Below are 26,689 nucleotides of genomic sequence, written 5' to 3'. Positions count from 1 at the left end.
TTCTTGTACAAGAAACTGTACAACGAAAAGGGGATGAGCGCTAGAGAGGTTTCAGTTTATGAGGCCACGTGAACAGTGCGCGTTAGGTTTAGCCGCTCGCATACGTGCTCGTCGTGGCTGACCAGGATGAATGCCCCGCGGTAGCTCGTGAGCACCTCAATCAGCCAGTCGGTGGTGGGGATATCGAGGTTGTTTGTCGGTTCGTCGAGAAGCAGGAAGCGCGGGGCTGGATCGCTGAGCAGGACGCGGGCGATTTCGACGCGGAAGCGCTCGCCACCAGAAAGCTGTCCCACGGGCTGGTGGATCTTGTCGTTGATGAAGAGCATCTGGGCCAGCTGGTCGCGCAGGAACTGGGGGTCGGCGCTGGGGTTGGCCTCTCGCACGATGTCGAACACCGATTTCTCTTCAGGCAAGACGATGCGCTGGCGGATGTATCCACAGGGCAGCGCGTATTCGACGTCGCCGCGGACAATGCGGTTGAGGAAGGTGGTCTTGCCGCTGCCGTTGGGCCCGGCGAGGCGAACGCGTTCGGGGCCAGTGATGCTGAGCAGATCGCTGACGAGCACTCGGGTGCCCGCGGGCAGCTCTGTGCCGGGGAGGTCGATGTGGACATGGGTGTCGTCACGAAGCGCGCGCTGTGCCTTGTCGTGCGCCGACTGGGCGGCAGACACTGCATCGTTGGCCTGTTGAGAACGCCCAGCGGCGGAGCGCTCGGAACGGTTCTTGTCCAAGCCCATGGCCATGCCGGGTTTGCGCTTCGAGGCGGCGAAGTTCTTGCCGCGGCGGGCATCGCGGGCGATGCGGGTCTGCATAGCGGCGCGCTCGCGGATCTGTTTGCGGTGTTCGGCCTTGGTCTCCCTGACCTTGGCCTGCGCGGAATCCTGCTCAGCATCAATCGCTGCGCGGTAGGAGGAGTAGTTTCCCTCGAACTCGCGAAGTGTTCCGTGGTAGAGTTCCGCGATGCTTTCCGCGTGCTCGAGGAGCTCGCGGTCGTGTGAGACGACGAGAACCGGCATCGGCGCGGTGCGAATGAGCTCGAGTAGGCGCTGGCGCGATTCGGAGTCCAGGTTGTTGGTGGGCTCGTCGAGGATCAGGAAATCCGGTTTGCGGAAGAAGGCGGCGGTCAGCGCCACAGTCACGGCTTCACCACCCGACAATGTGCCGATAGTGCGATCCAGCGGGAAGGGGATACCCGCAGCGTCGAGAGCCGCCTCGATGCGTTCTGCTAGATCCCACTGCTCACCAACAGCGGCAGCGAGCTCTTCCGAGTATTCGCCAGCCTCAATGCGGGCAATGGCACTGAGGATCTCTGTTGCGCCAAAGACTTCGGCGATGGTGTCAGACGTATGGAGACCTAAATCCTGGTCGACATAGAGGACTGAGCCCGCGGATACCGTTCCCGAAGTCGGGGCAATGAGACCAGCAAGTACCTTGGCTAGCGTTGATTTTCCGGAACCATTCGCCCCAACTAAGCCCGTGAAGTGGGAGGAAAACGTGCCGCTGAGGTCCGTGAAACAAGGGGTGCCGTCGGGCCAGGTGACGGTGAGATGAGAAAAAGAAATAGGCATGAAGAAATCCACCTTCGAGTAAGTCGCGTAAAAGTGTGACGTCGAATTAGGAAAAAATCTTCATGCCCGAAAGACTAGCCCCGACTAATACCCCAGCGCAAGGGCCGCCACGCCAAGGCCGAGGGCGCCGCGGGTGATGTAGTGCAGCACCTCGGGGGAGAAGGAGACACCGAAGCCGCCGCTATCCAGCATGGACATGCTGTCTACCCGTGCTGGGCGGGAACGCTTAAACGACGCCCAGCTAAGACCGGCGATGATGAGCACCACTGCGATGGCGGAGAGCTTCCACACCAAGAGGAGGACACCGGCACCAAGAAGCGCCGTGCCCACAGAAGCGATAAGGGGAAGGCCCCAGTCGGGCCATGCATCGTCGCTGACGCGGCCGAAGGAGGCGGCGCGCCCAACCGCCGCGCCGACGATGCTCCACGCGGACATGAATCCGACGATAGCCAGCGCCCCGAGCTGTGGGGCGAACCCCAATGTCAAGCCGAGGGCCGCGAGCGCACCGACGCCGATGTACCACCGTCGTCCCAGACGACGGAAGAAGAGACCCGTCAACGTGGAGGGCGCATGGGCGCGACGAGGAATCCAGGCGGACTGGCTCGCAATGGCATCGGAGGTGACCTCCGAATCAAGCAGGCCAAGGCCAGATCCACCGACCAGGCGCGTGCGCCCAGCGCTGAGAAGCGAAGCCAGCGTGAACGAGCGCCACCCCACGACGAAACGCAGGGCTGGGACTGCCAGCGCGAACCACGGGGATAGCCCGGTGGACACGCAGATGCCGAGCCCCAACACCCCGAAGCCAATCAGCTGCGCCCACGTGATCCAGTCCGTGCCACGGAGCCTGCCGCGCGGGCGATCGACGTACACCCAACGCTCCCGGGATAGCGCGCGCAGGGGATAGAGAGCCTCGGTGAGTACCATAAGCGCGAGCAGTCCCACGATGCCGGCAATAGGAGCGATACCAGTCAGAGTGATGCGCGCCGGGATGATAGGCAGGACTGCGCCGACTTCTTGCCAGACTGTGTAACCGAAGCCGAAGACGATGCCGGCGAGGATGAGATACCATATGCCATCACCTAGCCGGGACAGCGTGCGCATCACAGCTGCACCACCTCGTCGCAGGCCTGGGTGATCGTGTCGGAATGCGAGGCCACGACAATGCAGCGATTCTCCTCGTCAGCTAGGTAGCGCAATTCGCTTGCGAGGAACTCGGTCCAGGTGGCGTCGAGGTGGCGCTCGGGCTCGTCGATAAGCACTGCGCGCGCTGGCTGGTATAGCTGTGCGGCCAAGAACACCCGCTGGCGCTGGCCCGAGGACAGGCGCGAGGCGGGGTGCGGAAGGAGAGGCTCAAGCGCCCAGAGTTCGCAGAGCTTGGCGACGTCCACCCCTGCCGCCTTTCCCATCAAGTCCAGGTGCTCGCCCACGGTGAGGTCGGGGAGGAAAACCGGCTCAGCAACCGTAATCACAGCACCCGGCTGTTCCTTCGTGCCGATAGGATGTCCGTCCCACTCCACTGCTCCATCGAGAGGGGCAAGCTCCCCGCCGAGCGTTGCGAGCAACGTGGACTTACCTGAACCATTGGGCCCAGCGAGGCCATAAATGTGGCCTGGGGCGAAGTCCTTCTCAAGATGTCCAAGGGGCGTGGAATGCCCATAATCGGCGTCGATGGAAAGCATTGCTGGGCAGCGATCTCCTTACACTGTGCGGCTAGAAAATAGTTAAAACTTATTGATTGAGTGTAGCAAAATGCACGCCCTGAACGTTCTTCTAGAGGCGGGAAACACCCTTGGGATTGGTGCTATGAGCTGCTAAAATGAGAGCAACTAAAGCTGGTAATTCGGGGAGGGCGTAGTTGGCAAGGGCAGCAAGTCAACAGAAGAGCGTTGAGGAAAGCGTGACTTTTGCGAAGGGGGTTTCTCTGTTGGCTGGCCACGAAATGACTGCGGAGCAGGAAGCGCTTGTCCGTGCCGTCGTTTCAGGTGAGATGACGGTCGAGGAAGCAATTGCTATCGCTAAGGCGCAAGTTAAATAGGGATTGCTTCAATTATCGTGCCGCCAGAAATGCTATTTCGTCGCGTTAGGAGTCGTGTGTTGAATTCGAATCAAGTACAAAATGAAGACCCTGAGCGGGATCCGCTAGCGCTGAGTGATGCTGCACTACGTTTGGCAGGCCACGATGTTACTGATGAGCATGTGCGCCAGCTGGGTCGCGAGGTGGCCGCAGGGGCACTATCCGCCGGCGAAGCTATCGCTCGTGTTCGGCCTGCTTCGCTGAAGTAGAGCGAGAGTTCGTCGGAAAGCGCAGCACCTAGGTGCGGGGCTAGCCCTTGTTGCGGAAGACGAAGATGGAGGAGAAGTCCTGGTCGCCGTGGCCCATGGCCTGCTGCTCCTCAAAGCGTTCGATGGCGGCGGCCACCGCAGGCAGCGGCTTGTTGGCGGTCATCTCCATGAGCTTGGCGTCCTTGCACAGGGCATCCACGGTGAAGTCACCCGGAGTGGTGTTGCGCTCGCCGGTGATGAACGGCCCCTTCATGTTCTTCATGAAGGCCAGGCCGGTGATGTCGAGCATCTCGAGGATGACCTCGGAATCGAGGCCCTCAGACTCACCGAGGTGCAGTGCCTCCAGCACTCCCTCCGCAGTAACGGCGAGGGCTAGGTTGGCCAGGAGTTTGCCAATCGCCGCGGTGGCGGCGGATTCTACGCCGATGAGCTTGTTCTCGTCGGCCCAGAGCTCGGCAATGGTCATGGCGAGCTCGCGGCGGTCGTCGTCAGGCGTGCCCACATAGACGCCGAGCTTGCCTTCGCGCGCCGGGCCAAGCGAGCCAACGACGGGCGCGTGGACATAAGAGTCGACCGCTGCGGCGAATTCGCGGGCGGCCTCGGGGGAAACGGTCGTGGTATCGATCCAGGTCACACCCTCGGGGATGAGGTTGGTATCAATGACTTGCTCACGGATGTCATCGGGCCCAAAGAGCGAGGTGATGATGACCTCTGCGCCCTCCACGGCGGCGGTGGGGGAATCGGCGAGGGTCGCGCCGGCGTCGACCAGCGGCTGCGCGCGCTCGGCGGTGCGGTTCCACACGGTGAGCTCATGGTTCTTGAGGAGGTGTCGGGCGAGCTCGGTGCCCATACGGCCAGTACCAAGGAATGCAATCTTCATGCCGCCCAGTGTGCCATCATTGTGGGCAGGCTCGCCGCGATTCATGCGAGCCCCGGACGAGAGAGCCGTACCCGGTGACGCGACAAGACGGCCAGAAAGGGCTGGCTATGTCGTGGTTCGTGTTGATTTTCTCCGGTGCCTTTGAGGCTGTGTGGGCAGCGGCGCTGGATAGGTCGGAGGGCTTCAGCCGGCTGTGGCCCTCGGTGGTCTTTTTCGTTGCCTGCGCCATTTCGATGGGCGGGTTGGGCTGGGCCATGAAGTCCATCCCCGTGGGCACCGCTTACGCGGTGTGGGCCGGCGTGGGCGCGGTGGTCACCGTCATTTACTCCTTCGCCGCCGGGCACGAGGCGGCAACCGTGTGGAAGGTGCTGTTCCTCGCCATGATCATTGGTGGGATTGTGGGGCTGAAGGTGGTGCACTAGGGCGCGTCGTCGTTTGAAACGACGACGAAGAAGAATCATTATATCGGTGGGTGGACGCCTGTGTACTTGCGTAGTAGGCTTCTGGATATCAAGCCGCAAGGCAAATAGGCTCTGGCCCCAGCATCGCTGGGGCCATCTTTTATTTCGCCGGGAATTGCTTTAGCGCTTCAGGGATCCACCGTTCCGAGCGCATCCAGACACCCATTTTGGGATTTATGGCCTTAGCTAGCTCGATAGAGAACTGATGGGTCTTCTCTAGTTTGGGGATGTCTTTTATGAGAGGGCGACGGTGCGTCGCTCGGTTGCGCATGTCTTTTACCAGCATTGCGTACTGCTGGAATTCAACTCGGTTTAGTTTGTGAACATGTGGTCCGAGAGCCTCATTCCAGAGAACCACTCGTGGGTTTTTGTTTCCAGCGTGAGGTTTAGGTAGTAGGTGAACCCAAATACCGAAGGTCAAACCTGCAACATAATCATCGTGATTCGGTGGGCTGAAGGAGCTATCGCAATGCGCTAGGTCCGCAAGCCGACTGCGGCCTTCCGGTAGCACAAGTTGAGTAAGCGGTGCTTCTGGGTGTTCCAACCAGTCTGGCGAGCCATTTCTTGGAGGCGAGGAGTTCCACTCTCTAAATCTTGAATCGATAAAGTTACGCAAGAGAACCTCAACTTCACCAGTTGTTCTGTCAACAACAGATGCCATGAAACCATTCCAAACGTAAAGATAAGCTGCGAGTATATCGATGTCGGCATCGGTGCCTCCGTGTTGTTTAGCCAAGTGGAGGTAGGTGTTTCGGCGAGGCACCGGCAATGCGCTAAGTATGGTCTCTGCTTCAGAATGACCTAGATCTTGCTGTATGAGTTTCATGAGTGCCTCTTGATAGTGGAAGTACCGGCAAGAGGGGATTGGGGTGCGAAGAACTCAAAACGCACCACTTATCCAAGATGGAGTCCCCCCGAAATTTTGGGCTTTAGAATACCTGATAAGTCGGGAGGATGAGTGGGATCATTCGTAGCGCAGTGCCTCAATCGGGTCCAGCTTCGCGGCCTTGCCCGCGGGGTAGTAGCCAAAGAAGAGGCCAATAGCCAGCGAGAAGAGCAGCGAGAGGATGACCGCCCACAGCGGCGGCGCCACGAGTGAGCCGATGGCGGCCGCACCCGCCATGCCGGCTGCGGTGCCGATGGCGATGCCGATGAGTCCACCGATGAGGCAGACCACGATGGCCTCCGTGATGAACTGGATACGGATATCGCGGCGGCGTGCGCCAAGCGCCTTACGGATGCCAATCTCGCGGGTGCGCTCCGTGACGGTGATGAGCATAATGTTCATCACGCCGATGCCGCCGACGAGCAGCGAGATGCCGCCGATGGCCGCGAGAACCAAGCTCATCGTGGTGAAGATCTGGTTCAAGGATGCGAGGTCATCGCTGAAGTCAGACACCTTCACCATGTAGTCAGGGTTGTCCTCGTAGTAGCTATCGAAGACGCGCTGCAAGTTGCTGGCCACCGCGGCCTTGTCCAAGTCCGGGTTGCCGCGAACGGTGACCTCGCTGAACGCGGTGCCGGCACCGGGGGAATCGGAGAACTCGGCCTCCAGCGGGTAAGGAACGAAGGCGGATTGGCTGGGGCCACCGCCTACAAGAGGGCCGGTTTGCGGTTCTTCAAAAACACCGATGACGGCGAGTTCAATAGGAGAGGCCTCCTGGCTTTCAAAGCTCACGTATTGGCCAATGGCGTCTTCAGGGGCGTCGAAAAGCTTGGTGGCTGTTTCCTTATCCAGCATCGTTACTGCCCGGCTGGAGTCGATATCATCCTCGCTGAGGAAGCGCCCGGCCACGATGGAATAGGAAGAGCCGGAGACATAGTCCGGGTTGGTCGGGCGGACGAGGAGGTTGGCAGTCTCCTCCCCGGACGTGCCCTCGACCACGAGGGTGCCGGAATAGGAGCTGTATTCGCCGATATTGATGCCGGCGATCTGATCTCCCAAGACCTCCTTGGCGCGGTCCAGCATGTCCGGGGTGAGCATCGAGGACTCGTCCTCGACAAAGCCGCCGCCCATGAAGGGATCATCGGCTTCTTCCTCTTCGCCCTCCTCAGGGCGCTCCTTGACCTGAACGGTGAAGTTATTAGCGCCGACCTTGTCCAAGTCTTTTTGAACCGAGGCCTGCAAGGAGTGGCCGAGCGTGACGATGGCGATCACCGCGGCGATGCCGATGATGACGCCCAAGAGCGTCAGCGCCGAGCGCATCTTGTTGGTGCGCAGGCTGGTCAGCGCCATCTTGGTGGATTCAGCGAAATTCATGACAGCACACCGTCCTTCATCGTGACGGTGCGGCTGCACTCATCAGCCAATTCCGGGTTGTGGGTAATAAACAAAATGGTCTTTCCATGCGTGCGGTGCAGTTCGTGGAAGAGGTCCATGACCATGCGGCCGGTCTGCGAATCCAGCGCGCCGGTGGGCTCGTCCGCTAGGAGAATCTCCGGCTGGTTGGCCAAGGCGCGGGCCACCGCCACGCGCTGCTTCTGACCACCGGAGAGCTCATTGGGCAGGTGGTTCATGCGGTCGCTCATACCGACCATCTCCAGAAGCTCTTCCGCGCGCTGGGTGCGCTCGTGGGCCGAAACGCCCGCATAGACCATGGGCATCTCCACGTTCTTCAGCGCGGACATGCGGCCGATCAGGTTGAAGTTCTGGAAGATGAAACCAATTTTTTGGCCGCGGAAGGAGGCTAGTTTGTCGTCGCCAAGCGCCAGCGCATCCACGCCTGCCAGCTGGTATTCGCCGGAGGTGGGACGGTCGAGCAAGCCGATGATGTTCATCAGCGTGGATTTGCCGGATCCGGACTGGCCAACGACGGCCACGAACTCGCCCTCCTCCACGCTGAAGTCGAGGCCCGGGATGACGGTCAGCTCGCTGTCGAGGCCCTCGTTGAAGCGTTTGACGATTCCCCGCATCTCAATGAGGCGGCTCATGCGTTCTCTTCCGCAGCATTGGAGCCATCGACGGAGGCGGACATGCCGACCATGTCCTTGTGCGTATCCGCCTGGCTGATGACGGTCTCGCCCTCCTTGAGACCGGAGGAGATGGCGGCGGAGAAATCAGATTCGCTGGCGACCTTGACCTCGCGCGCCTGGATCGTGCCGTTGTCGATGACGAGGACGTTCTTCTTGCCGCTTTCTTCATAGATGGCGGAGAGCGGCACGGTGATGACGTTCTTATCCTTCTTCGTAATGATCTTCACTTTCGTGGTGGAACCGAGGCGCAGCCCCTCGCGGTTGCCATCGACACGGATGTGCACTGGGAATTCGGGCTTGGAGGAGCCAGTTGGTTTGCCGGAGCCGCCGCCTGCGCCAGCCTCGACATCGGGCTGCTCAGCGGTGGGGGAGATGAAGGTGACCTTGCCTTTGTATTCCTTGCCGGGGCTCGACGGCGAGGTGAACGAAACTTCATCGCCGACCTTGATGCGGGCGATATCGCCCTCCTTGACCGTGGATTTCACCAACAGGGAGGAGTCATCCGCCACGGTGAGGATGGGGCCTTCGGCCGGGGCGCCGGCCTGGCCATTGACGGCGGTGACAACGCCCGCCAGCGGGGAGCGCAGGTCGGCCTGGGAGAGCCGGTACTCCAGTGGCCCATTTTCCTTGGCGTTGTTCGCGCTTGCCGACGCCGCCGATTCCACCGCGTGGTTCACCGCCTGGGACTGGGAGGAAATCTGCTGTTCGATGGCGAGGTTGCTGGCTTGCAGCGCGCGTTCGGCATCGGCAACCGCTTGGTAGGAGGCGGCGGTGGCGCGCTGTTGTTCGCCTAGTTCGCGGTCGATGCCGCGGAGGACGCGACCATAGGATTCCTCGGACTGCTTGAGCTGGCGCTCGGAGTCCTGCACGGCCTCATCGGAATCGAGGTAGCTCAAGAAAGCGCTGGCGGTGTTGATTCCGGAAGGATCCTCGGTGGCGGTGCCGAGGGAGGCCAGTGCGGACTGGAAAGACTTGGACTCGGCATCGCGCACCCCGGAGCGTGCTTGTTCGACGGCGGCGCGGGCCTCGGCAATTTCGGGGCGGTCGCCCTTGGCGGCGAGGGCATCGTCGAGCTTGCGCTGCGCCTCGGCGTACTCGGTCTGCGCCGAGTTCACGGCGGACTGGGCGCTGTTGACCTCGGGGTTGAGGCCTTGGTCGAGGGAATCCTGAAGCTGGCGCAGCTGGAGCTGGGCATCCTCGATTTGGTGGACGGCCTCGAGCTTGCTGGCCTCCTGGGAGGTGCGCTGGGCCTCGAGCTCGCGCTCGGTTTCGGTGGTGTCCATGCGGCCGAGCAGCTGCTGGGCCTCGACGCGGTCGCCCACCTTCGCGTCCAAGGACTGGATGGGGCCGGTCAGCGAGGTGGTCAGTGAGAGTTCGCGCTCGGCAGAAACCGTTCCGGAGGCGGAGACGGAACTGATCAGGTCTTCTTTGGTGGTTTTCGTGACATCGGTTGCGGTGAGCTGAATATCGGAAGACCCACTGGTTAGTGCGTACATTCCACCGCCGCCTGCGAGGAGAACCGCAGCGATAGCGCCAGCAGTGATGCCGAGAGCTTTCTTATTCATGAATCCCTTACTGTCAGGTTAACGCCGTCATTGAAATCGGGTTCAGATTAACTCTCGGGCATGTGTCTTGTCATGCGCAGTGGGGGAATATAGGAGGTAGATCAGGGTCTACCCTTAGATGGTGCGAGGCTATGAGGTCTGGTGACGTTTCGATCAATTAAGGTCCCGAAAATGGGTGATTTTCTGCCACTATTTGATCGAAACGTATGTGGCATCTGACTTTTAGAAGGGCACATCGATGTAGATCTCCTCCGCCTTCGGCAAAGGCGGCAGTTTGGGTAGCTGATCGAGACCCTCCTGGACTTCCGGCGGGAGGGGAATCTGCGGAGGCTCGGGCAGTTCTAGCTTGGGTTTGGGCCGCTGCGGTGGGGCCGGGCGTGGCGCCGGTGCTGGTGCGGGCGCTGGCGCGCGGACGGTGACGGTTTCTACTTCGACGCGTGGCGTGGGTGTTTCGGCTACTACGGGTGCGGGAGCTGGTGCTTCGGCCGTAGGTTCCGGTTCAGCCGGAGCTGGCGCGATGGAGGTGGTGTCACCCAAGCGGTTGACCGGCTGGGGTACCGCATCAGGCTTCCAGGAAGGCAGCTGGGCCGAGGTGGTGGGGTTGGGCTCGGCTCGCGGAGCAGGTTCTGCCTGCGTGGCAGCGCAGGCAGAAAGCGGAAGGCAAGCAAAAATGACAAGAATACGGCGCGATGCCATGGGAATCCCCCTTAAGTAGTGCCTCCCACAGCGCACCCCAGCGCTTAATTAAAGAAAGGCAGAATCAACAGTGTGCTGCCAGCATAGCGTTCCCATGGCGGGTGCGCAGCGCGAGCGCGCTCAGGGTGCTCGCGAGGTGGTGGAGAGGAGGCTGCAAGACACGAGGGGACTCCAACTTTTGTATAGGGCTAAAACCGATACAATGTGGGCTATGCCTAACTCCAGCCAGCTAAACCAGCAGAATACGTCCCAGTCCGCCGAGTGGTTCGAGCGCGCCACCAAGGTCACCCCGGGCGGTGTGAATTCCCCGGTCCGCGCCTTCGGATCCGTGGGCGGCCAAGCCCGCGTTATCGCTCGCGGTGAGGGCTCCCGCCTTTGGGATATCGACGGCAACGAGTACGTCGACCTGGTCAGCTCCTATGGCCCGATGATCCACGGCAATGCCCACCCGGCCATCGTGGAGGCAGTGCAGAAGGCGGCTGCCGACGGCCTCTCCTTCGGTGCCCCGACCGAGGGCGAGACGCTGTTGGCGGAGCACATCGTCAAGCGCACCGCCGTGGAGCAGGTGCGCCTGGTCAACTCCGGTACCGAGGCCACCATGTCCGCCGTGCGCCTGGCCCGCGGTTTTACCGGCCGCGCCAAGGTCCTGAAGTTTGAAGGCTGCTACCACGGCCACGTGGATGCGCTGTTGGCGTCGGCTGGCTCCGGCGTGGCCACCTTCGCGCTCCCGGATTCCCCGGGCGTAACCGGCGCTTCGGCCGCAGATACCATCGTTGTCCCTTACAACGATCTCGACGCCGTCCGCGAGGCCTTTGCCGCGCACCCGGGAGAGATCGCCTGCATTATCGCGGAAGCAGCCGCCGGCAACATGGGCACCGTGGCCCCGGAGGAGGGCTTCAACGCCGCGCTCAAGGAGATCGCGCATGCCGACGGCGCCCTGCTCATCCTCGACGAGGTCATGACCGGCTTCCGTACCTCCTACAAGGGTTGGTTTGGCGTCGATGGGGTAGCGGGTGACCTGGTGACCTTCGGCAAGGTGGTCTCCGGTGGTCTGCCCGCAGCTGCCTTCGGCGGTCGCGCCGACGTCATGGCCTCGCTGGCACCGTCCGGTCCTGTCTACCAGGCGGGCACGCTGTCCGGTAACCCGGTGGCGATGGCCTCCGGTCTGGCTTCCCTGGAACTGGCCAACGAAGAGCTGTACCCGCGCCTGCAGGCCAACGCGGACCGCCTGACCGGCCTCATCACCGAGGCACTGAGCGCCGCCGGAGTGGCACACCACATCCAGCGCGCGGAGACGATGTTCTCCATCCGCTTCGCCGAGGGCCAGGGCCGTAACTTCGCCGATATGCAGGCAGCCGATACCTGGCGTTTCGCTCCCTTCTTCCACGCACTGCTGGAAGGCGGCGTGTACGTTCCGCCGTCAGCCTTCGAGACCTGGTTTGTCTCTGACGCGCTCACGGACAATGATTTTGAGGTAATCGAGGCAGCTCTCAAGCCTGCCGCCCAGGCCGCTGCCAGCGCGCAGCGCCCGCAATAAACCAACCATGTTGAGGGGATAGACACAGGCATATGTCCACCACCATCGTCCACTTCGTCCGCCACGGCGAGGTTTATAACCCGGATAAGATCCTCTACGGGCGCATCCCGGGCTATCACTTGTCCTCCCGTGGGCATTCCATGGCCGCACGCACGGCGAAAGCCTTCGAAGGCCATGACGTGACCTACCTGGCGGCCTCGCCGTTGCAGCGCGCGCAGGAAACCGCGATGCCGATTGCGAAGGTGACGGGCTTGGAGGTGGACGTCGACAAGGGCGTCATCGAGTCCGGTAACCGCTTCGAGGGCCTGCGCACCAAGGGCTGGAACTCGCAGCTGTGGAACCCGCAGCGCTGGCCGCTCATGGTCAACCCGCTTGAGCCCTCGTGGGGCGAGCCTTTCGAGGAGATCGCCGCGCGCATGATGGATGCCGCCGAGCGTGCCCGTTCCAAGGCTGAGGGACACGAGGCCATTGTGGTCTCCCACCAGCTGCCCATCGTCATGGTGCAGCGCACCGTGCTGGGCAAGCGCCTGGCCCACGCGCCGTGGGACCGCGAATGCGACCTGGCCTCGGTGACCTCGCTGGTCTACCGCGACCGCGAGATCATCGATATCTTCTACTCCGAACCGGCGCAGGACATCTAATGGGACGCAGAACTATCCGCGCCGCCGCGGCCGGTGTCCTTGCTGTGTTTGCCTTGGCAGGCTGTGCGCAAAGCGAGGAAAACGCGCAGAACGCCGTGGCTTCCGGCGGCACCTTCGAGTTCATCTCGCCCGGCGGGCAGACCACCATCCGCTATGCGGAGGAAGACCGCAAGCCGCTCAAGGATTTCTCCGGTGAGGACCTGCGGGATGAGTCCACGACGATCAAGCTTTCGGATTTCAAAGACCAGATCGTCGTCCTCAACTCCTGGGGTCAGTGGTGCGCGCCGTGCCGCTCCGAATCGGATGACCTCCAGGCCATCCACGCGGAGCTGCAAAAGCGCAAGGTCGGCACCGTACTGGGTATTAACGTCAAGGACTTCAACCCGGAGATCTCCCGGGACTTTATGGCCGATAACGGCCTAGAGTACCCCTCCATCTACGACCCGCCCTTCAAGACGGCTGCGGCCCTCGGCGGCGTGCCCACCTCCGTGGTGCCCACCACCATTGTTCTGGATAAGCAGCACCGCCCCGCCGCGGTCTTCCTGACCGAGATCACGGAAAAGGATGTCCTCGAGGTCGTCGACGAACTGGAGAAAGAACAGTGATCCTTGCCGCTGACGGTATGGGGCAAAGCTTCGCCGATGCCGCCGTGTCCGGCCCGCTCCTGATCGGAGTGCTCGCCGCGGCCGTGGCCGGATTGGTCTCCTTCGCCTCACCCTGTGTGGTTCCACTGGTTCCTGGCTATATCTCTTACCTCGCCTCCGTGGTCGGCGGTGAGGTGAGCTATGACGAGGAGTTGGGGGTGGGCGTCGGCAAGCGCCGGCGTTGGGCCGTCGTCGGTGCCGCAGCACTCTTCGTGCTGGGCTTTACCGTCGTTTTCGTCCTAGCCACCGTGTCAGTCTTCGGCGCCATTTCGGCGCTGACGCTCAACGCGGATACCCTCATGCGCGCCGGCGGTGTCATCACCATCCTCATGGGTGTGGTGTTCATGGGCGTGGTGCCGGTACTACAGAAGGACACGCGCATGGCGCCGCGGCGCTGGACCACGTGGCTGGGCGCGCCGCTGCTCGGCGGGGTTTTCGCCCTGGGCTGGACCCCGTGCTTGGGCCCCACGCTGGCTGCCATCCTGTCTGTCTCCGCCGGCACCGAGGGAACCACCGCGCTGCGCGGCACCATCCTCATTATTGGCTACTGCCTGGGCCTGGGCCTGCCCTTCTTGCTCGTGGCACTGGGCTCCGCTAAGGCCATGCGCACCGTGACCTGGATGCGGGAGCACTCCCGGACCATCCAGATTCTCGGGGGCATCGCCATGATCCTCGTCGGCCTGGCGCTGCTGACCGGGCTGTGGGGAGATTTCATCAACGCCATCCGCCAGTGGACCGTGTCCTATGGCGCGACGCTGCTGTAAAGGAGATTTTTCGTGAGATATATCCGCAAGGCCTGGCACTGGCTGACCAGCATGCGCACCGCGCTGGCGCTGCTCTTCTTGCTGGCCATCGCCGCCATTCCCGGATCGCTCCTGCCGCAGCGCTCGCTCAATGAATCTAACGTCAACGACTTCATTGAGACCAACGGCAAGGTGGCGGAGATCTACGACAAGCTGCAGCTTTTCGACGTCTTCTCCTCCGTCTGGTTCCAGGCCATCTACGTCCTGCTCATGATTTCTCTGGTGGGCTGCATCATCCCGCGCTCCTGGGATCACTACAAGGCCTACCGCACACCGCCGACGCGCGCGCCGAAGTATCTGGAAAAGATGCCGCTCAACGCCACCGGGCATTCGGAAAAGTCCCCGGAGGAGATCGCAGCGGCCACCACAACCATGCTGAAGAAGTGGCGGGTCTCCGAGGTCTCGCCCGAGAAGGACCGCGCGGGTGCGCAATCCTTCTCCGCGGAGCGCGGCTATGCCCGCGAGCTGTGCAACCTCATCTTCCACATCGCGTTGGTGGCAATCTTGCTCACCATGGCAGCCGGGCGCCTGGTGCACTACGAGGGACAGGTCATCGTGGTCACGGAGAAGAACTCCCAGGGGCAGACCCAAGAGCAGGCGCAATCCACGGAGTTCTGCAACACCTCCACCTCCGTCTATGACTCCTTCCGCGCCGGCCCGCTATTCGACGGCACCGGCCTGCACCCCTTCTGCTTCTTGGCCCACGACTTCACCGCGGACTACCTGCCCAATGGCCAGGCGGAGATGTTCACCTCGAACGTGTCCTATGCCGCCGGCGACGACATCTTCACGGACCCGGAGACCTGGGAGGACTACCAGCTGCAGGTCAATCACCCGCTGCGCATTGACAAAAACCGCGTTTACCTGCAGGGCCACGGTTTTGCGCCGACCATGACGGTGGAGTGGCCTAACGGTGAGAAGCGCACGCAGACCATCCAATTTCAGCCCACTGACACCACGTTCTTCCTCTCGTCGGGAGTGATGCGCTTCGACCCGCCGGCGGGCATGTACCCGGACCTGTTTGAGCGCCGCCAGAACCAGATCGCCATCCAGGGCCTGTTTGCCCCGACCGCCGAGTGGTCCGGCGAGAGCGGCAAGCTGTTGCAGTCTTCCTACCCGGCGATGCTGGATCCGGCCGTGGCTATCGATATCTACCGCGGCGATGCCGGCCTGGACACGGGTACCCCGCAGTCCCTCTTCTCCCTCGATTCCAACCTGGTCCACACGGGCCAGCTGCAGAAGATCGACCGCGTCAACCTGAACCAGGGTGAATCGGTCACGCTGGACGACGGCACGAAGATCACCTTCGACGGTGCCTCCGAGTTTGCGAACTACCAGGTTTCCTATGACCCCTTCCAGAGCTGGGTTCTCGTGTCCGCGCTGGTCATGCTGGTATCCCTGGTTGGCTCGCTGGTGATCAAGCGCCGCCGCGTGTGGGTGCGCATCCGGCCGGGGGCCAATGGTGGCACCGATATTGAGATGGGCGGTCTTGCCCGCACCGACCGCGCGGGCTGGTCTGAGGAATTCCATGAGCTTCACCGCGAGCTCCTGGAACTGCCGGATCCCGATGAGGTGGAGGAGGACGAACTCTACTCCGCCGACTAAAGGTGAGAAAGCTATCCGTCAAAAGTTGGATACTCCCGCTGAAGGGGGGTACTCTGATGAGCACCATAAATCTCTCCGCTCATGCAGCCTCGTGCGTGAAGCACGGTGTAGGCACGATTGTGAAGGCAAGGTTTCCCACTCATGCAGGTTGATCAAAATCTGTCCAACTTTTCCGACATCGCGGTGCAAACCGCGTTCGTCGTTTATGCTCTCGCCTTGGTGTTGTCCCTGGTCTACTACGGCCGGATGCACAGCATCATCGAGGCGATGCGCTCCCGCACGACTGCTGTGGCGCAGCAGCGCGAACTCGCTAGCGTGGGGGCCTCGGCAGACAGTGCCGCGCTTGGCGACGTCCCCCCGACAGCCAGCACTGGCCCCGATGCTGACCTAGACGCGGATCTGTCGAAGAAGCGGGAGAACGCCGACAAGCTCGGCGGCATGACGCAGATGCTCCTGTGGTTGGGTATCGCCTTACACTTGGCGGCCATTGTGCTGCGCGGCCTGGCCACGGGGCGTTTCCCGTTTGGCAACCTCTACGAGTACGTGCTCATGGTGACCGCCGGCGCCATGGTGGTGGCGACCATCGCCATGCAGCGCAAGGAATGGCGCACTCTGTGGCCGTGGCTGCTCACGCCGATTCTGGCGCTGATGTTCTACGGCTCCACCAAGCTCTATGCGGAATCCGCTCCGGTGGTTCCGGCACTCCAGTCTCACTGGCTGCCCATCCACGTCACTGTGGTCTCATTGGGTGCGTCCATCGGCGTGGTCTCCGGTATCGCTTCTTTGCTCAGCGTGCTGCGTGAGTTCCAGCCGAAGGGCAGTGAGTCCGGTTTCTTTGGTGCGCTTGCCCGCCCGCTTCCTTCTGCTAAGAAGTTGGACCGCTTGGCCTACCGCTTGGGCGTGGTGACGCTGCCGACTCTGGGCCTGGGTATTGTACTGGGCGCTATTTGGGCCGAGTCCACATGGGGACGCTACTGGGGCTGGGACCCGAAGGAGACCGTATCCTTCGCCACCTGGATCCTCTACGCCGCCTACCTGCACGCCCGCGCGACGCCGGCCTTCCGCAAGGCCGCGCCGTATATCAACATCGCGGCGATGCTGCTCATGATCTTCAACCTGTTCTTCATCAACATGGTTGTCTCCGGCCTGCACTCCTATGCGGGGCTGAACTAAATGGCGGATACCCCTAAGCCGCGGCACAAACAGGGCAAGCCGGCGGGCGATAACCCGCAGCTCATCGCTCTCGGTGAGGGCTTTGCGCAGCGCCGCCGAGAACTCGGTATCTTGCAGCAGGAGCTGGCTGAGAAGGCCGGGATTTCGCGCTCCACGCTGCACACCATCGAGCACGGCGGCTCTGGCGTGCGCTGGGAAAAGGTGATTGCGGTGGCTGAGGCCCTCGGCCTTGAGATGACCTTCGAGCCGAAGGCTTAGGCTTCGTCGGCTTTATTGTCTTTGTCCTCGGGGGCCTTGGGTTTCTGGGAACCTTGTGAACCCTGTGAGCGACGGCGGCGCTCTTCTTCTTGGCGCTCTGCCTCCCGCTCCCTGGCGCGGCGCTCTTTGAAGCGCTGCTTCTCTAGGTTCCACAGGAACTCTTCGTCATCGTCTGGGCCCTTGATTGCGGGGCGCTGCGGCTGCTGTGTCTGCTGCACCTTCTTATTCCAACTCGACGGACCAAAGGCCTTCCATACGAGGACCGCCGCGAGGACAAACAAGAGTAGTAGTATCAATCGACCCATGCGTTGTATTCTACGGAATGCCCGCAAAGCAAAAGTGAGAATTATGAGTCAGACAGAAAACACCACCAACGCCTCCCAGAACTCCGAACCGCCCCAGCCGGACCCGGCGCTCAAGCGCCGCTCCCGCGTCGCTTTGTGGAAGTACGGGGCTGCCCGCGTGGTGCTGTTCATTGTGCTCACCGCGGTGATTCAGCTGCTGGCCATGGCGGTTCTCGGGACCTTTCCGCTGCTGGTCTCCGCCCTGTTGGCGTTGTTTGTGGCGCTGCCGCTGTCCATGCTGATCTTCTCCACGTGGCGCATGGAAGCCACTCAGACGCTGGCGGAGTACTCCGCGCAGCGCAAGGCCCACAAGAAGTGGGTCCAAGAGGAGCTGGCTGGCCGCTAAATCGGTGGTTAAACCAGAGCCAGCGCTACAGCGTTGATAACCGCCCACACCAGCATCGCGCGGCCGGCCATGCCAAGTACTGGGATGAGTTTCGGGCCGCGTGCGCCGCGGTTGACGGTGCGGATAGCACCCAGCGCGAGAGGGAAGTAGAGCAGCGAAGCGAGCGCGGCCCAGGAATCGAAGGCTAGGCCGATGGTGAGTAGTACCGGCAGCAGCAAGAGGGTCATGAATAGCGTGCGGGACTTTTTATCACCCAGGCGCACCGCCAAAGTGATCTTGCCGGTGGCCTTATCGGAGGGGATGTCCCGGATGTTATTGGCCAGGTTTACCGCCGCACTCATACCGCCGATACCCACGGCTAAGGCAAGGCCTGTCCACGTGATGCGGCCGGCCTGTGTGTACTCGGTACCTAGGACCGCGACGAGTCCGAAGAACACGAAAACGGCGATTTCCCCGAACCCGCGGTAGCCGTAGGGGTTCTTGCCACCGGTGTAGAACCAGGCACCGGCGATACACACGGCGCCGACGAGGATGAACGAGGCGGCGTTGGCAGCTAGGGAGAGTGAGATGCCCGCGATAGCCGCCACGCCGAAGGAGGCGAAGGCGGCGAACTTGACGTGTTGCGGTTTGGCCAGCCCGCCGCCGGTAAGCCGCTGGGGGCCGGTGCGGTCATCATCGGTGCCGCGGATGCCATCGGAGTAGTCGTTGGCGTAGTTCACGCCGATGATAAGAGCCCAGGCCACGATGAGTGCCAGCAATGCGCGTCCCCAGTGCAGACCGTGGGCCGCGGCGGCGGCACCGGTACCAGCGATAACAGGAGCAAAAGCATTGGCCCAGGTGTGCGGGCGAGCACCCTGGAGCCAATCGGCAGGAGTGGCGGAATAGGCAGACATGCTCACTATTGTGCCACTGGTGTGGTGTGCTGCGGCAATGAGCTGGTGCGTTGGCGAAAGCGGTAGATGATGAGCACTGCAACGAAAATAACGGCATTGGTGACTGTCATTGCGGCAGAGGTAGCCGCGTCAAGGACATAGGCAACCCAAAATCCCACGACCGCGCTGATAGCGGCAACGCCACAGGCGGTCAACACCAGCGTGGGCACGCGCTGAGTAAGCAGCCGCGCGGTCATCGTCGGGAATACCATGAGAGCGATGACCAGCATGGCACCGGCAGCGTGAAAGGCGGCGGTGGCGGTGCAGGCAACCACGGTCATAAATATGATGTGAAGAACGCGCGTGGGCACCCCGCGTGCGGCACAAAAATCGGCGTCAAAAGTCGTGGCGGATAAACGCGGCAGTGTAAGGGCGAGGAAGAGAGCATTGATACCCAGCACTGCGGCCATGATGTAGCAATAGTTGGGATTGGAGAAGGCCGCGAGGTTGAGATCGCCGACGAGAACGGCGTGGACATCAAGGTGCACGTGGCTCATGTGCGTAGAAATCAGGATGACTCCGGCGGCAAACAGGGCGGGAAAGACCAATCCGAGGGCGGAATCAGCAGTCACCAGCGGGCTGCGCTGTAGTGCGTCAGTTCCCAACGCCACCACCAAGGCGCCAGCGGCCGCGGTAACGAGCAAGATGGGTGAATCTAGATCTGCGGTAAAGAGGTAGCCGACGGCAATTCCGGGAAGGACGGCATGGCCGATGCCGTCGATCAGCATGGCCTGGCCTTTGAGGACAACAAAGGTGCCGGGGATAGCACAGGCCAAGGCCGTCAGAACGGCAAGGAGACAAGCGGTCGCGGCGAGGGTCATGAGGCTAGCTTTCTACTGGTGAGGCTGATAGTGACGAGCGCCGCCTGAGCCAGGACGATGACCGGACCGGTGGGCAGCGGGCCGTGCGCAATGGAGACATAGCAGCCGAGAGCAGCGGTGGCCGCGCCGAAGAACCCGGAGAGCGCGATGAAAGGTAGCAAGCGCGTGGTCCAGGGGCGGGCAGCGGCGGCAGGGCTGATGACCACGGCGACCATGAGCACTACGCCGACGACTTTGACGCCGAGCACCGTGATGGCGGTGAGGGCGAAGAAACTAGCCGCGTTGAGGAACGAGGTGCGGATGCCGGCTACCTGGGCAAAACTTGAATCAAAAGTGACTGCGGCCTGCCGGGTGTGAATGAGGAAAAGAAAAAGCAGCACGCAGCCACCGATGATGAGTGTGGACCGTACATCCGCGCGAGTGAGCGTGGAGGCATTTCCCAGCAAATAATCCTGGATTCCGGCCTTGCCAGGCAATGGTCGGCGGGAAATATACTGCATGAGCAGCATGCCCACCGAGAAAAATGTGGTTAGCGTGGCCGCCATCGCAGTGGTTTGCCCCAGGGGAGTTAACCGCGGGATGAGGTGAATGCACCCCACCGCGAGGGTTCCGGTGAGCAGGGCGCCGCAAGAAAGAAGCCAGACATTTCGCCCGTCCCAGCCAATGGCGGTGGCCACGAGGAAGGCGGTGAGCAGTCCAGGCAGGGAAGAATGCGAGATGGCATCGGCCAGCAGGCTGGTGCGGCGAACATATACCAGTGGGCCTAGCGCGCCAGCGCAGCCACCGATGAGCACGGTGCCCAGGAGTGCCTGGGTATAGGTGTAGTTCTGAAGAAGCTCGAGTGGGTTCATGATGGCAGGGAAAACATGTCGGCAATGGCGGACTCGGTAAGTACCTGCTCGGTGGGGCCAGCAGCAATGAGCCGGCCGTGGCCGACCATGAGGACCTCATCGCAAAAGTCGGCGACCTCCGCCAGGTTGTGATGCACCAGCAGGATGGTCACGCCGTTCTCGCGCAGTTCCTTGAGTACATCCATGATGGCGCGCTGACTCGCGGCATCGACACCAGCGAAGGGCTCGTCGAGGATGATGAATTCCGGCTCGCTAACGAGCGTGCGCGCCAACAACACGCGCTGGCGCTGACCACCAGACAGGGCGGAAATCGGCAGCTGCGCGTGTGCCTGCATTCCGGTGCGCGCAAGTGCTGCGTGGGCGGCGTCTTTGTCAGCGCGGCTGGGCCACTGCCACCAGCGCAGCCCGGCGGTGCGGCCCATCAGGGCGATGTCGAAGGCGGTGGCAGGGTAATTCCAGTCGATATCCGCATGTTGTGGCATATATCCGAGCCGCTGCCGAAAATGTGCCAGATCGACGCCATCGAAGGTCATCGACCCGCAGGCTAGAGGCGGAAGGAGCCCCACCAGCGTGCGGACCAGAGTGGACTTTCCCGACCCATTCGCGCCTACCAGCCCGGTGATAGTCGCGGGGGTGAGGGTGAAGGAGGCGTCGTGAAGCACCGGCGTGCGGGGATAGCCGGCGGTGAGGTTTCCTACGCTGAGCATTAGCTTAGTGCTTTCGCCACGGCGCTAGCGTTATGTTCGAAGGCTCCGAGGTAGGTATCGGTGGGGGCTTCCGGGCCGAGGGTATCGGCAAAGAGCTCTTCATCCGAGATGGTGACTGTCCAGTTGCGGGTTTCTACGGCTTCCTTGAGAGAAGTGATGGCCTGTGGGTTCGCCTGGTTATCTTGGAAGATAACGGGGACCTTCTTCTCCGCGATCGTATCCGCGAGCTCGGAGATCTCAGTGGCGGACTTGGTGGCTTCGGTGGTCACGAAGTCGGTGGCTTGGACTTCAAAGTCGAAGGTCTTGCCGAAGTAGTTGAAGGCGTCATGGCCGGTGATGAGGACGCGCGGGGAGGCGTTTTCGAGTTCCTTAGCCGCTTTGTCATGCGCGGCTGCAATCTTGTCTTCATATTCATCGGCGGCCGCGGCATAGTCTTCGGCATTGTCAGAGTCGATTTCGCCGAGTTTGGTGCCGATGTGATCGACGACCTGGCTCCACAGCTCGGGGCTATTCCAGATGTGCGGGTCGTAGAGTTTTTCGCCCTTGTCACCTTGCTCGGGCCACGGCAGAAGGTCAGCAGTATCGAGCTGTTCGCCGACAGCTAGCTGCTTCTCACCGAGGGAGGAGAGCTGGTCCACCATTTGCGCCTCGAGGTGAAGGCCATTCCAGAGGACGAGGTCGGCGTCCTGCATCTTTTCAATATCGCGCGTGGTGGGCTGGTAGGTGTGCGGATCGCCGCCGGGACCGACCATGGTGGTGATGTCGGCGTCCGGGGCGATATTGGCGGCCGCATCAGCCAAGTAACCAGTCGTGGCGAAGATCGTCAGGTTATCGTTCTGGGCTTCGGTGGAGTCGCTGCTGGTGCAGGCGCTCAGCGTGCTTGCGACCACGAGGGAAGCGAGGGGAAGGGCAATAATTTTCTTCACGGGAAACCTCTCTTATTAAAAGTGAATGTCGATGTTCAACAGATTGAACTTGAAAGAGCATAAGTGCTGAAACCGTTGGAAGCAATAGGCTGAACTACGATGGGGGTATGCACATCAGCGAGCTGCCCGAACGTACCCAGGATTACCTCAAGATCCTCTGGACCTATGAGGAGAAAGAGGGCGCTAATACCGCGATGCCGCTGGGGGACCTAGCTAAAGCGGCGGGGCAGAAGCTGCCCACCACGTCGGAGGCGGTCAAGCGCCTGGCCGCGAAGGGGCTGGTGGAACATGAACGCTACTTTGGAGTCCGGCTTGTTGAGGAAGGCCGGCGGCTGGCTGTGGCAATGGTGCGCCGGCATCGACTCCTGGAAACCTTCCTCGTGCGCACTCTGGGCTATACCTGGGATGAGGTGCACGATGAGGCGGAAATGCTAGAGCATGCGACGTCCGACAGGCTCGTTGAACGCCTCGATTCTTTCCTGGGCAACCCCGCCCGCGATCCGCATGGTGATCCCATACCTGCCCCGGATGGCACTGCCGAGCCGGTCTCGCGCATTACGCTTATCGACGTCCCCGCGCAGACCCCCGTCACCGTGGAGCAGGTCACTGACGCGGATGGCGAATTTCTGCGCTACCTGGATAAAAATGGAGTGCGGCCGGGAGTGGAATTGTCCGTCGTTGCCCCCTCGGTCGCGGGTGTGCTCGAGGTTGCCGTCGACGGCGGTGCGCACTTCCCCCTCGGGGAATCCGCTGCGCGCGGTATCGCCGTACGCAGCATTAGCGAAGTGGAGAATTAGGCGCTCCACAGGCGGGCGACGGCGAGGCGGTCCACCTTGCCGGGGCCGGTGGTGGGCAGCTTGTCGACGCGCACCAGATCCTTCGGTACCTGCCACCGCGGAAGCTCATCGAGGGCTTCGAGGATATCCGCGCGGGAGGCCCAACCGCTATAGGCGGCAACGACCATCTGACCCAAGCGCGGATCCGGGATGCCGACGACGCACACGCCGTCCACGCCCGGCACGCGCAGGATGTGTTGTTCGAGCTGCTCCGGGTGGAGCTTGAGCCCGCCGGTGTTCAGGATGTTGTCGAGGCGCCCGGTGATGGTGAGGTGGCCGTCGTGAAGCGCGCCGGCGTCAGAGGTAGCAAACCAGGAGGTGCCGGATTCATCGACCATAAAGGCCTCTGAGTCCACGTTGCGGTAGCCCTGCGCAATCATGGGCCCGCCGAGGTAGATGCGGTTCTCCTCGCCGATGCGCACGCGCGCGCTATCCAGTGTCTGGCCGTTGTAGACGCAGCCGCCGGAAGTCTCTGAGGAACCGTACGTGGTGACGATGTTGATGCGCAGCTTCTTCGCCGAGTCCAGCAGTTGCGGGTGGGTGGCAGCGCCCCCGACGAGGATGGCATCAAAGGTGCGCAGGGCCTCGATGCCCTCGAGCGAATCCATGGCCTTGGCCAGCTGCATTGGGGTCAGGCCCGTGTAGGAGCGATCCCCAGTGGCGGCCAGCTCGTGCGCGGCGCGGGCGAAATCGGGGACGGAAAACCCTTCTGACAGGTCAAGGCAGAGCGGCTCCACGCCCGCGACGAGCGAGCGGACCAGCACCTGGATGCCCGCGATGTGGGAGGCGGGCATGGCCAGCAGCCACTGGCCGGTGCCGCCGAGAGCGCGGTGCGTGGCATCGGCGCTGGAGACCAAGTTGGCGGCCGTGAGTTGCGCGCCCTTCGGCGTGCCCGTGGACCCAGAGGTGGCCACGACCAGCGCGATGGGGGAATCAATGGGTTCTCCTGCGCGCATGTGGTTGCGCAGCAGCTGCGCGCGGGTGCAGTCCTCCGCCGGGACGGGCAGGAAGGTGGCTTGTCCTGCGATGGCCGCTTCCAGATCAGGGAGGATGGCGGCGGGGTCATGTGGATTGACAGGCAGAGGAGAGAGGATGGTCACGGTTAGCTAGGTTACCGCCCGCGGTGTTCGTAAGGGTTGATGAGCTCATCCTCCTGATCGAAGGGGCGCTCACCGTCCCTCTGAGCCTGCTGGATGCGGCGCAACATCCACACTCGAGACGCAATGACGGCAATGAGCGCGATGGCAGCGAGGGCAATGGCGAAATACAGCACTTCAGGCTCTCCCTGGGTGAAGGTGATTGGTGGTAATTAGGATAGCTGGCAGGTCCCTACCTGCCCTCCCTACTGGCTTGAGCCTTAAGAAGTGGCCTCGTGTGTCTCGGGGGTGTTTTCTTCTGTGGAGAAGCAACCTAGGATAAAAACCAGCACCAGCATGGCGGCGATGGTTGCGCCAACGGCGACGCCCGCCCGTAGCAGCCATGACCATTCGGTAAAGTGCCGCAGGGAAACCAAAAGGATTAGGCAGAGGACAAGTCCGATTGGGCGGGTTATCTGATTGATTTTCTCCGTGGTCAAGGTTGCCTCCGTGGGAGCTATAGTTACTGGCGTTAACTGTCCCGGATATTACCCGTTTTTTATCTTTCGGGTGGAAGAGAAGGCACTAGCCCTCGATGGAGGCCTAGTAGTAATACGGGAAGTCATCCCAGTTGGGCTCGCGCTTTTCCAGGAAGGATTCCTTGCCTTCGACGGCCTCGTCGGTCATGTAGGCCAGGCGCGTGGCTTCTCCAGCGAAGACCTGCTGGCCCATGAGGCCATCATCGGTGAGGTTGAAAGCGAACTTGAGCATGCGCTGGGCGGTGGGGGACTTCATGTTGATTTCGCGCCCCATCTGGATGGCGGCATCCTCCAAGTCGGCGTGGTCAACTACCTCGTTGACGGCACCCATTTCGTACATGCGCTGCGCGTCATAGGTGCGGCCCAAGAAGAAGATCTCGCGGGCGTACTTTTGGCCCACCATCTTGGCCAAGTAGGCCGAGCCATAGCCGGCGTCGAAGGAGCCGACGTCGGCGTCGGTTTGCTTGAAGCGTGCTTCCTGGCGGGAGGCGATGGTCATATCGCACACCACGTGCAGGGAGTGCCCGCCGCCGGCGGCCCAGCCGTTAACCACGGCGATGACCACTTTGGGCATGGTGCGGACGAGGCGCTGGACCTCCAGGATGTGCAGGCGGCCGCCCTCAACTTTTTCGCGGGCGGTGTCGACAGTGGATTCGTCGGCAGTCGCGTCATCGTGCTCGTGCTCGGTGGCGTAGCGGTACCCGGAGCGGCCGCGGATGCGCTGGTCGCCGCCGGAGCAAAACGCCCAGCCGCCGTCTTTCTGGGAAGGCCCGTTGCCGGTTAGCAACACCGTGCCGACATCCGGCGTGCGGCGCGCGTGGTCCAGCGCGCGGTAGAGCTCATCCACGGTGTGCGGGCGAAACGCGTTGCGCACCTCTGGGCGGTCGAAGGCGATGCGGACGATGCCGTCCTTACGCTGTGGCTTCGGACCGTCACTGATGAGACGGTGGTAGGTGATGTCCGTGAGGTCCTCAAAGCCCTCGACGGGGCGCCAGAGTTCCGGCTTGAAAGGATTATCGGTGCTGTAGTTCTTCTGCTCGCTCATGGCACACCAGCTTAATTGGAAAGCAGTGCGCCGGAAGTATAGTCCCCATTCCCAACCCTCACCCACACTCTCCGCCCAGCGCGGCGGTGATAAACAATAAACAATACTGCGGGATTATCCCCGTCAATGTGCACGTGTACTCCGTACCAGCGCGGTACACCATACAGTGGGACGGAATCGAACCTCCCTGCCTTCTTGCGCTACGAAGGCGCCTGAGAAGCACTGGGCTCTTCCCTGCCCAGTAAGGGTTGCGCTCGCTGCGAAGGGTGTGGGCTACCGTCGCGCGCATGAGGCGCGCGACGTGACTACATGTCGAACGACATGACTACGTGCCGCAAGAATGCGGCACAACTAGCGGCAGTCGCTATTTAGTTATCAGTTCCGTATTCCAGTTCAGCTGCTGGATGCGGGTATCCAGTTCGCGGTACTGGCGGGCCAGATCGTCGGCGCGCTCGCGCAACTTCGGCACGGGCACGGTGGCCACGAACTTGATCTCGGAGCGGGAGTAGCGGTCGTGGCGCGCACCCGCGCGCTCTGCCAATCCCTGGTAGATGCGGCGCTTGCGCAGCAGTCCATCACGAAGTGCGAGCGCCTCCATCAGCGTGATCTCTTCGTCGAACGGGGTGGCCGTGTTTGTGGCGTTGATCGCGATGACGAGCTCATCGATGCGCTTGGTTACGCCCTCCAGCTCACGGAGGAGATCCGTCGGGTTCTCATCCGGTTCATCGCCTTCCTGGATGCGGACGGTTGCCGCGAGTCGGTCACTCAGCGAGTTGAGGCGCTCCTGCGCCTGGGCGCGCTCGGCCAAGGCTTCAGCAAGTAGCATGGTTCCTCCTTAAGAAGTTAGAGCAATCAAGTTAAGGCTACGACGCTCCGCTGTCAATAGGAGATGGAAAGAATTTCAAAATCGTCGTGACAGCTTGGACTCCATGGTCAAGGGAATCAGCATCATCGGCTGGGGTTCAGTTCTCATTACCCCTGATAGACTTCGGAGCCGCGCCCTTGGATACCGACGACTGCTGGGGTTCAGTTCTCATTACCCCTGATAGACTTCGATGGCGACGATGATGGTGGCCAGCTGTGCTGGGGTTCAGTTCTCATTACCCCTGATAGACTTCCAAAAAGAGTACGAAGCAGCCTGGGACAGGCTGGGGTTCAGTTCTCATTACCCCTGATAGA

At 61.9% G+C, this 26,689-nt stretch carries 32 protein-coding genes, 1 CRISPR repeat array and 1 riboswitch; of the genes, 12 read left to right on the top strand and 20 right to left on the bottom strand.

The window, feature by feature from the left end; all coding sequences use genetic code 11:
• Positions 1 to 56 precede the first annotated feature (56 nt).
• The 3 genes from HMPREF2932_RS09885 to HMPREF2932_RS09875 form a co-directional block, all read right to left on the bottom strand.
• Positions 57 to 1,568: an ABC-F family ATP-binding cassette domain-containing protein gene (locus HMPREF2932_RS09885; protein WP_049154857.1), complete on the bottom strand. Its 1,512-nt coding sequence runs from the start codon at positions 1,566 to 1,568 to the stop codon at positions 57 to 59.
• A gap of 84 nt (positions 1,569 to 1,652) precedes the next feature.
• Positions 1,653 to 2,669 carry a hypothetical protein gene (locus HMPREF2932_RS09880; protein ID WP_049154856.1) on the bottom strand — a complete coding sequence of 339 codons (1,017 nt, stop codon included), beginning with the start codon at positions 2,667 to 2,669 and terminating at the stop codon, positions 1,653 to 1,655.
• On the bottom strand, positions 2,669 to 3,247 hold the full coding sequence (locus HMPREF2932_RS09875; RefSeq protein ID WP_049154855.1) for an ABC transporter ATP-binding protein: 579 nt from the start codon (positions 3,245 to 3,247) through the stop codon (positions 2,669 to 2,671). The genes HMPREF2932_RS09880 and HMPREF2932_RS09875 overlap by 1 nt, the downstream gene beginning before the upstream one ends.
• A gap of 218 nt (positions 3,248 to 3,465) precedes the next feature.
• Between HMPREF2932_RS09875 and HMPREF2932_RS13610 the strand changes: the two genes are divergently transcribed.
• Together HMPREF2932_RS13610 and HMPREF2932_RS13470 are read left to right on the top strand one after the other, a co-directional pair.
• Positions 3,466 to 3,603, top strand: coding sequence for a hypothetical protein (locus tag HMPREF2932_RS13610; RefSeq protein ID WP_010189784.1), 138 nt, complete (start codon positions 3,466 to 3,468; stop codon positions 3,601 to 3,603).
• Between the two features lie 56 nt (positions 3,604 to 3,659).
• Complete coding sequence (locus tag HMPREF2932_RS13470) at positions 3,660 to 3,851, top strand: hypothetical protein (protein ID WP_012714808.1); 192 nt, start codon at positions 3,660 to 3,662, stop codon at positions 3,849 to 3,851.
• 40 nt (positions 3,852 to 3,891) lie between these two features.
• Here the strand turns inward: HMPREF2932_RS13470 and HMPREF2932_RS09870 are convergent, their stop codons facing one another.
• Positions 3,892 to 4,731, bottom strand: a complete 840-nt coding sequence (locus tag HMPREF2932_RS09870) for an NAD(P)-dependent oxidoreductase (RefSeq protein WP_049154878.1) — start codon at positions 4,729 to 4,731, stop codon at positions 3,892 to 3,894.
• 25 nt (positions 4,732 to 4,756) lie between these two features.
• A riboswitch (guanidine-III (ykkC-III) riboswitch) is annotated at positions 4,757 to 4,827 on the top strand.
• An 11-nt stretch (positions 4,828 to 4,838) separates the two neighbouring features.
• Between HMPREF2932_RS09870 and HMPREF2932_RS09865 the strand changes: the two genes are divergently transcribed.
• Complete coding sequence (locus HMPREF2932_RS09865) at positions 4,839 to 5,153, top strand: DMT family transporter (RefSeq protein WP_049154854.1); 315 nt, start codon at positions 4,839 to 4,841, stop codon at positions 5,151 to 5,153.
• A 139-nt stretch (positions 5,154 to 5,292) separates the two neighbouring features.
• On the opposite strand, the gene HMPREF2932_RS09860 is transcribed toward HMPREF2932_RS09865, so the two are convergent.
• The 5 genes from HMPREF2932_RS09860 to HMPREF2932_RS09840 all read right to left on the bottom strand — a co-directional run bounded on the left by HMPREF2932_RS09860 (position 5,293) and on the right by HMPREF2932_RS09840 (position 10,426).
• Positions 5,293 to 6,018 carry a hypothetical protein gene (locus HMPREF2932_RS09860; RefSeq protein WP_239663595.1) on the bottom strand — a complete coding sequence of 242 codons (726 nt, stop codon included), beginning with the start codon at positions 6,016 to 6,018 and terminating at the stop codon, positions 5,293 to 5,295.
• 138 nt (positions 6,019 to 6,156) lie between these two features.
• Entirely contained in the window at positions 6,157 to 7,452 is a 1,296-nt protein-coding gene (locus HMPREF2932_RS09855) for an ABC transporter permease (protein ID WP_071410082.1), read from the bottom strand.
• Positions 7,449 to 8,123, bottom strand: coding sequence for an ABC transporter ATP-binding protein (locus tag HMPREF2932_RS09850; protein ID WP_070513416.1), 675 nt, complete (start codon positions 8,121 to 8,123; stop codon positions 7,449 to 7,451). The genes HMPREF2932_RS09855 and HMPREF2932_RS09850 overlap by 4 nt, the downstream gene beginning before the upstream one ends.
• Positions 8,120 to 9,730: a permuted SH3 domain-containing protein gene (locus HMPREF2932_RS09845; RefSeq protein WP_071410081.1), complete on the bottom strand. Its 1,611-nt coding sequence runs from the start codon at positions 9,728 to 9,730 to the stop codon at positions 8,120 to 8,122. The genes HMPREF2932_RS09850 and HMPREF2932_RS09845 overlap by 4 nt, the downstream gene beginning before the upstream one ends.
• Positions 9,731 to 9,952: 222 nt before the next feature.
• On the bottom strand, positions 9,953 to 10,426 hold the full coding sequence (locus HMPREF2932_RS09840; protein WP_010189769.1) for a hypothetical protein: 474 nt from the start codon (positions 10,424 to 10,426) through the stop codon (positions 9,953 to 9,955).
• A gap of 202 nt (positions 10,427 to 10,628) precedes the next feature.
• Between HMPREF2932_RS09840 and hemL the strand changes: the two genes are divergently transcribed.
• The 7 genes from hemL to HMPREF2932_RS09805 all read left to right on the top strand — a co-directional run bounded on the left by hemL (position 10,629) and on the right by HMPREF2932_RS09805 (position 17,087).
• Positions 10,629 to 11,963 (top strand): glutamate-1-semialdehyde 2,1-aminomutase, encoded by a 1,335-nt coding sequence (gene hemL, locus HMPREF2932_RS09835; RefSeq protein ID WP_071410080.1) that lies wholly within the window; start codon positions 10,629 to 10,631, stop codon positions 11,961 to 11,963.
• A gap of 32 nt (positions 11,964 to 11,995) precedes the next feature.
• On the top strand, positions 11,996 to 12,604 hold the full coding sequence (locus HMPREF2932_RS09830; protein WP_070547311.1) for a histidine phosphatase family protein: 609 nt from the start codon (positions 11,996 to 11,998) through the stop codon (positions 12,602 to 12,604).
• Positions 12,604 to 13,209: a TlpA disulfide reductase family protein gene (locus HMPREF2932_RS09825; protein ID WP_046647790.1), complete on the top strand. Its 606-nt coding sequence runs from the start codon at positions 12,604 to 12,606 to the stop codon at positions 13,207 to 13,209. Before HMPREF2932_RS09830 ends, HMPREF2932_RS09825 begins: the two co-directional genes overlap by 1 nt.
• 17 nt (positions 13,210 to 13,226) lie before the next feature.
• Positions 13,227 to 14,012: a cytochrome c biogenesis CcdA family protein gene (locus HMPREF2932_RS09820; RefSeq protein WP_046647905.1), complete on the top strand. Its 786-nt coding sequence runs from the start codon at positions 13,227 to 13,229 to the stop codon at positions 14,010 to 14,012.
• Between the two features lie 12 nt (positions 14,013 to 14,024).
• A complete protein-coding gene (locus HMPREF2932_RS09815) occupies positions 14,025 to 15,656 on the top strand; it encodes a cytochrome c biogenesis protein ResB (protein WP_046647788.1) in 1,632 nt (543 codons plus the stop codon).
• Positions 15,657 to 15,797: 141 nt separating this feature from the next.
• Positions 15,798 to 16,829 carry a c-type cytochrome biogenesis protein CcsB gene (gene ccsB / locus HMPREF2932_RS09810; protein WP_049154848.1) on the top strand — a complete coding sequence of 344 codons (1,032 nt, stop codon included), beginning with the start codon at positions 15,798 to 15,800 and terminating at the stop codon, positions 16,827 to 16,829.
• Positions 16,830 to 17,087: a helix-turn-helix domain-containing protein gene (locus HMPREF2932_RS09805; RefSeq protein ID WP_046647787.1), complete on the top strand. Its 258-nt coding sequence runs from the start codon at positions 16,830 to 16,832 to the stop codon at positions 17,085 to 17,087. It begins immediately after the preceding gene.
• Here HMPREF2932_RS09805 and HMPREF2932_RS09800 read toward each other — a convergent pair.
• Complete coding sequence (locus tag HMPREF2932_RS09800; protein WP_049154847.1) at positions 17,084 to 17,392, bottom strand: hypothetical protein; 309 nt, start codon at positions 17,390 to 17,392, stop codon at positions 17,084 to 17,086. The genes HMPREF2932_RS09805 and HMPREF2932_RS09800 overlap by 4 nt on opposite strands.
• Before the next feature lie 43 nt (positions 17,393 to 17,435).
• Between HMPREF2932_RS09800 and HMPREF2932_RS09795 the strand changes: the two genes are divergently transcribed.
• Entirely contained in the window at positions 17,436 to 17,777 is a 342-nt protein-coding gene (locus tag HMPREF2932_RS09795) for a DUF4229 domain-containing protein (protein ID WP_046647785.1), read from the top strand.
• 8 nt (positions 17,778 to 17,785) lie between these two features.
• On the opposite strand, the gene HMPREF2932_RS09790 is transcribed toward HMPREF2932_RS09795, so the two are convergent.
• From HMPREF2932_RS09790 to HMPREF2932_RS09770, 5 genes are read right to left on the bottom strand one after another with little or no spacing between them, the layout of a single operon-like run.
• Positions 17,786 to 18,670 carry a 1,4-dihydroxy-2-naphthoate polyprenyltransferase gene (locus tag HMPREF2932_RS09790; RefSeq protein ID WP_046647783.1) on the bottom strand — a complete coding sequence of 295 codons (885 nt, stop codon included), beginning with the start codon at positions 18,668 to 18,670 and terminating at the stop codon, positions 17,786 to 17,788.
• Between the two features lie 5 nt (positions 18,671 to 18,675).
• Positions 18,676 to 19,530 (bottom strand): metal ABC transporter permease, encoded by an 855-nt coding sequence (locus tag HMPREF2932_RS09785; protein WP_010189755.1) that lies wholly within the window; start codon positions 19,528 to 19,530, stop codon positions 18,676 to 18,678.
• Positions 19,527 to 20,381, bottom strand: a complete 855-nt coding sequence (locus HMPREF2932_RS09780; protein ID WP_010189752.1) for a metal ABC transporter permease — start codon at positions 20,379 to 20,381, stop codon at positions 19,527 to 19,529. The genes HMPREF2932_RS09785 and HMPREF2932_RS09780 overlap by 4 nt, the downstream gene beginning before the upstream one ends.
• On the bottom strand, positions 20,378 to 21,088 hold the full coding sequence (locus HMPREF2932_RS09775; protein ID WP_046647782.1) for a metal ABC transporter ATP-binding protein: 711 nt from the start codon (positions 21,086 to 21,088) through the stop codon (positions 20,378 to 20,380). The genes HMPREF2932_RS09780 and HMPREF2932_RS09775 overlap by 4 nt, the downstream gene beginning before the upstream one ends.
• On the bottom strand, positions 21,088 to 22,014 hold the full coding sequence (locus HMPREF2932_RS09770; RefSeq protein ID WP_071410079.1) for a metal ABC transporter substrate-binding protein: 927 nt from the start codon (positions 22,012 to 22,014) through the stop codon (positions 21,088 to 21,090). Before HMPREF2932_RS09770 ends, HMPREF2932_RS09775 begins: the two co-directional genes overlap by 1 nt.
• Positions 22,015 to 22,121: 107 nt before the next feature.
• On the opposite strand from HMPREF2932_RS09770, the gene HMPREF2932_RS09765 reads away from it, so the two are divergent.
• A complete protein-coding gene (locus tag HMPREF2932_RS09765; RefSeq protein ID WP_071410078.1) occupies positions 22,122 to 22,811 on the top strand; it encodes a metal-dependent transcriptional regulator in 690 nt (229 codons plus the stop codon).
• Here the strand turns inward: HMPREF2932_RS09765 and menE are convergent.
• The 5 genes from menE to HMPREF2932_RS09745 all read right to left on the bottom strand — a co-directional run bounded on the left by menE (position 22,808) and on the right by HMPREF2932_RS09745 (position 26,336).
• On the bottom strand, positions 22,808 to 23,950 hold the full coding sequence (menE, locus tag HMPREF2932_RS09760; protein ID WP_071410077.1) for an o-succinylbenzoate--CoA ligase: 1,143 nt from the start codon (positions 23,948 to 23,950) through the stop codon (positions 22,808 to 22,810). The genes HMPREF2932_RS09765 and menE overlap by 4 nt on opposite strands.
• A gap of 11 nt (positions 23,951 to 23,961) precedes the next feature.
• Positions 23,962 to 24,123 (bottom strand): hypothetical protein, encoded by a 162-nt coding sequence (locus tag HMPREF2932_RS13605; protein WP_010189743.1) that lies wholly within the window; start codon positions 24,121 to 24,123, stop codon positions 23,962 to 23,964.
• An 84-nt stretch (positions 24,124 to 24,207) separates the two neighbouring features.
• The gene (locus HMPREF2932_RS09755; protein WP_046647779.1) at positions 24,208 to 24,426 is read right to left on the bottom strand and encodes a hypothetical protein; all 219 of its coding nucleotides are present in this window, start codon (positions 24,424 to 24,426) and stop codon (positions 24,208 to 24,210) included.
• A 103-nt stretch (positions 24,427 to 24,529) separates the two neighbouring features.
• On the bottom strand, positions 24,530 to 25,510 hold the full coding sequence (locus HMPREF2932_RS09750) for a 1,4-dihydroxy-2-naphthoyl-CoA synthase (protein ID WP_071410076.1): 981 nt from the start codon (positions 25,508 to 25,510) through the stop codon (positions 24,530 to 24,532).
• A 364-nt stretch (positions 25,511 to 25,874) separates the two neighbouring features.
• Positions 25,875 to 26,336, bottom strand: a complete 462-nt coding sequence (locus tag HMPREF2932_RS09745; protein WP_046647777.1) for a DIP1984 family protein — start codon at positions 26,334 to 26,336, stop codon at positions 25,875 to 25,877.
• 128 nt (positions 26,337 to 26,464) lie between these two features.
• Positions 26,465 to 26,689: a CRISPR direct-repeat array (repeat unit 32 nt; unit sequence GCTGGGGTTCAGTTCTCATTACCCCTGATAGA).

This window comes from Corynebacterium sp. HMSC074H12, assembly GCF_001813755.1.
Classification (GTDB): domain Bacteria; phylum Actinomycetota; class Actinomycetes; order Mycobacteriales; family Mycobacteriaceae; genus Corynebacterium; species Corynebacterium hiratae.
Note: the sequence above shows the minus strand (reverse complement) of the source record. Positions and strands in the feature narration are given on the sequence as shown.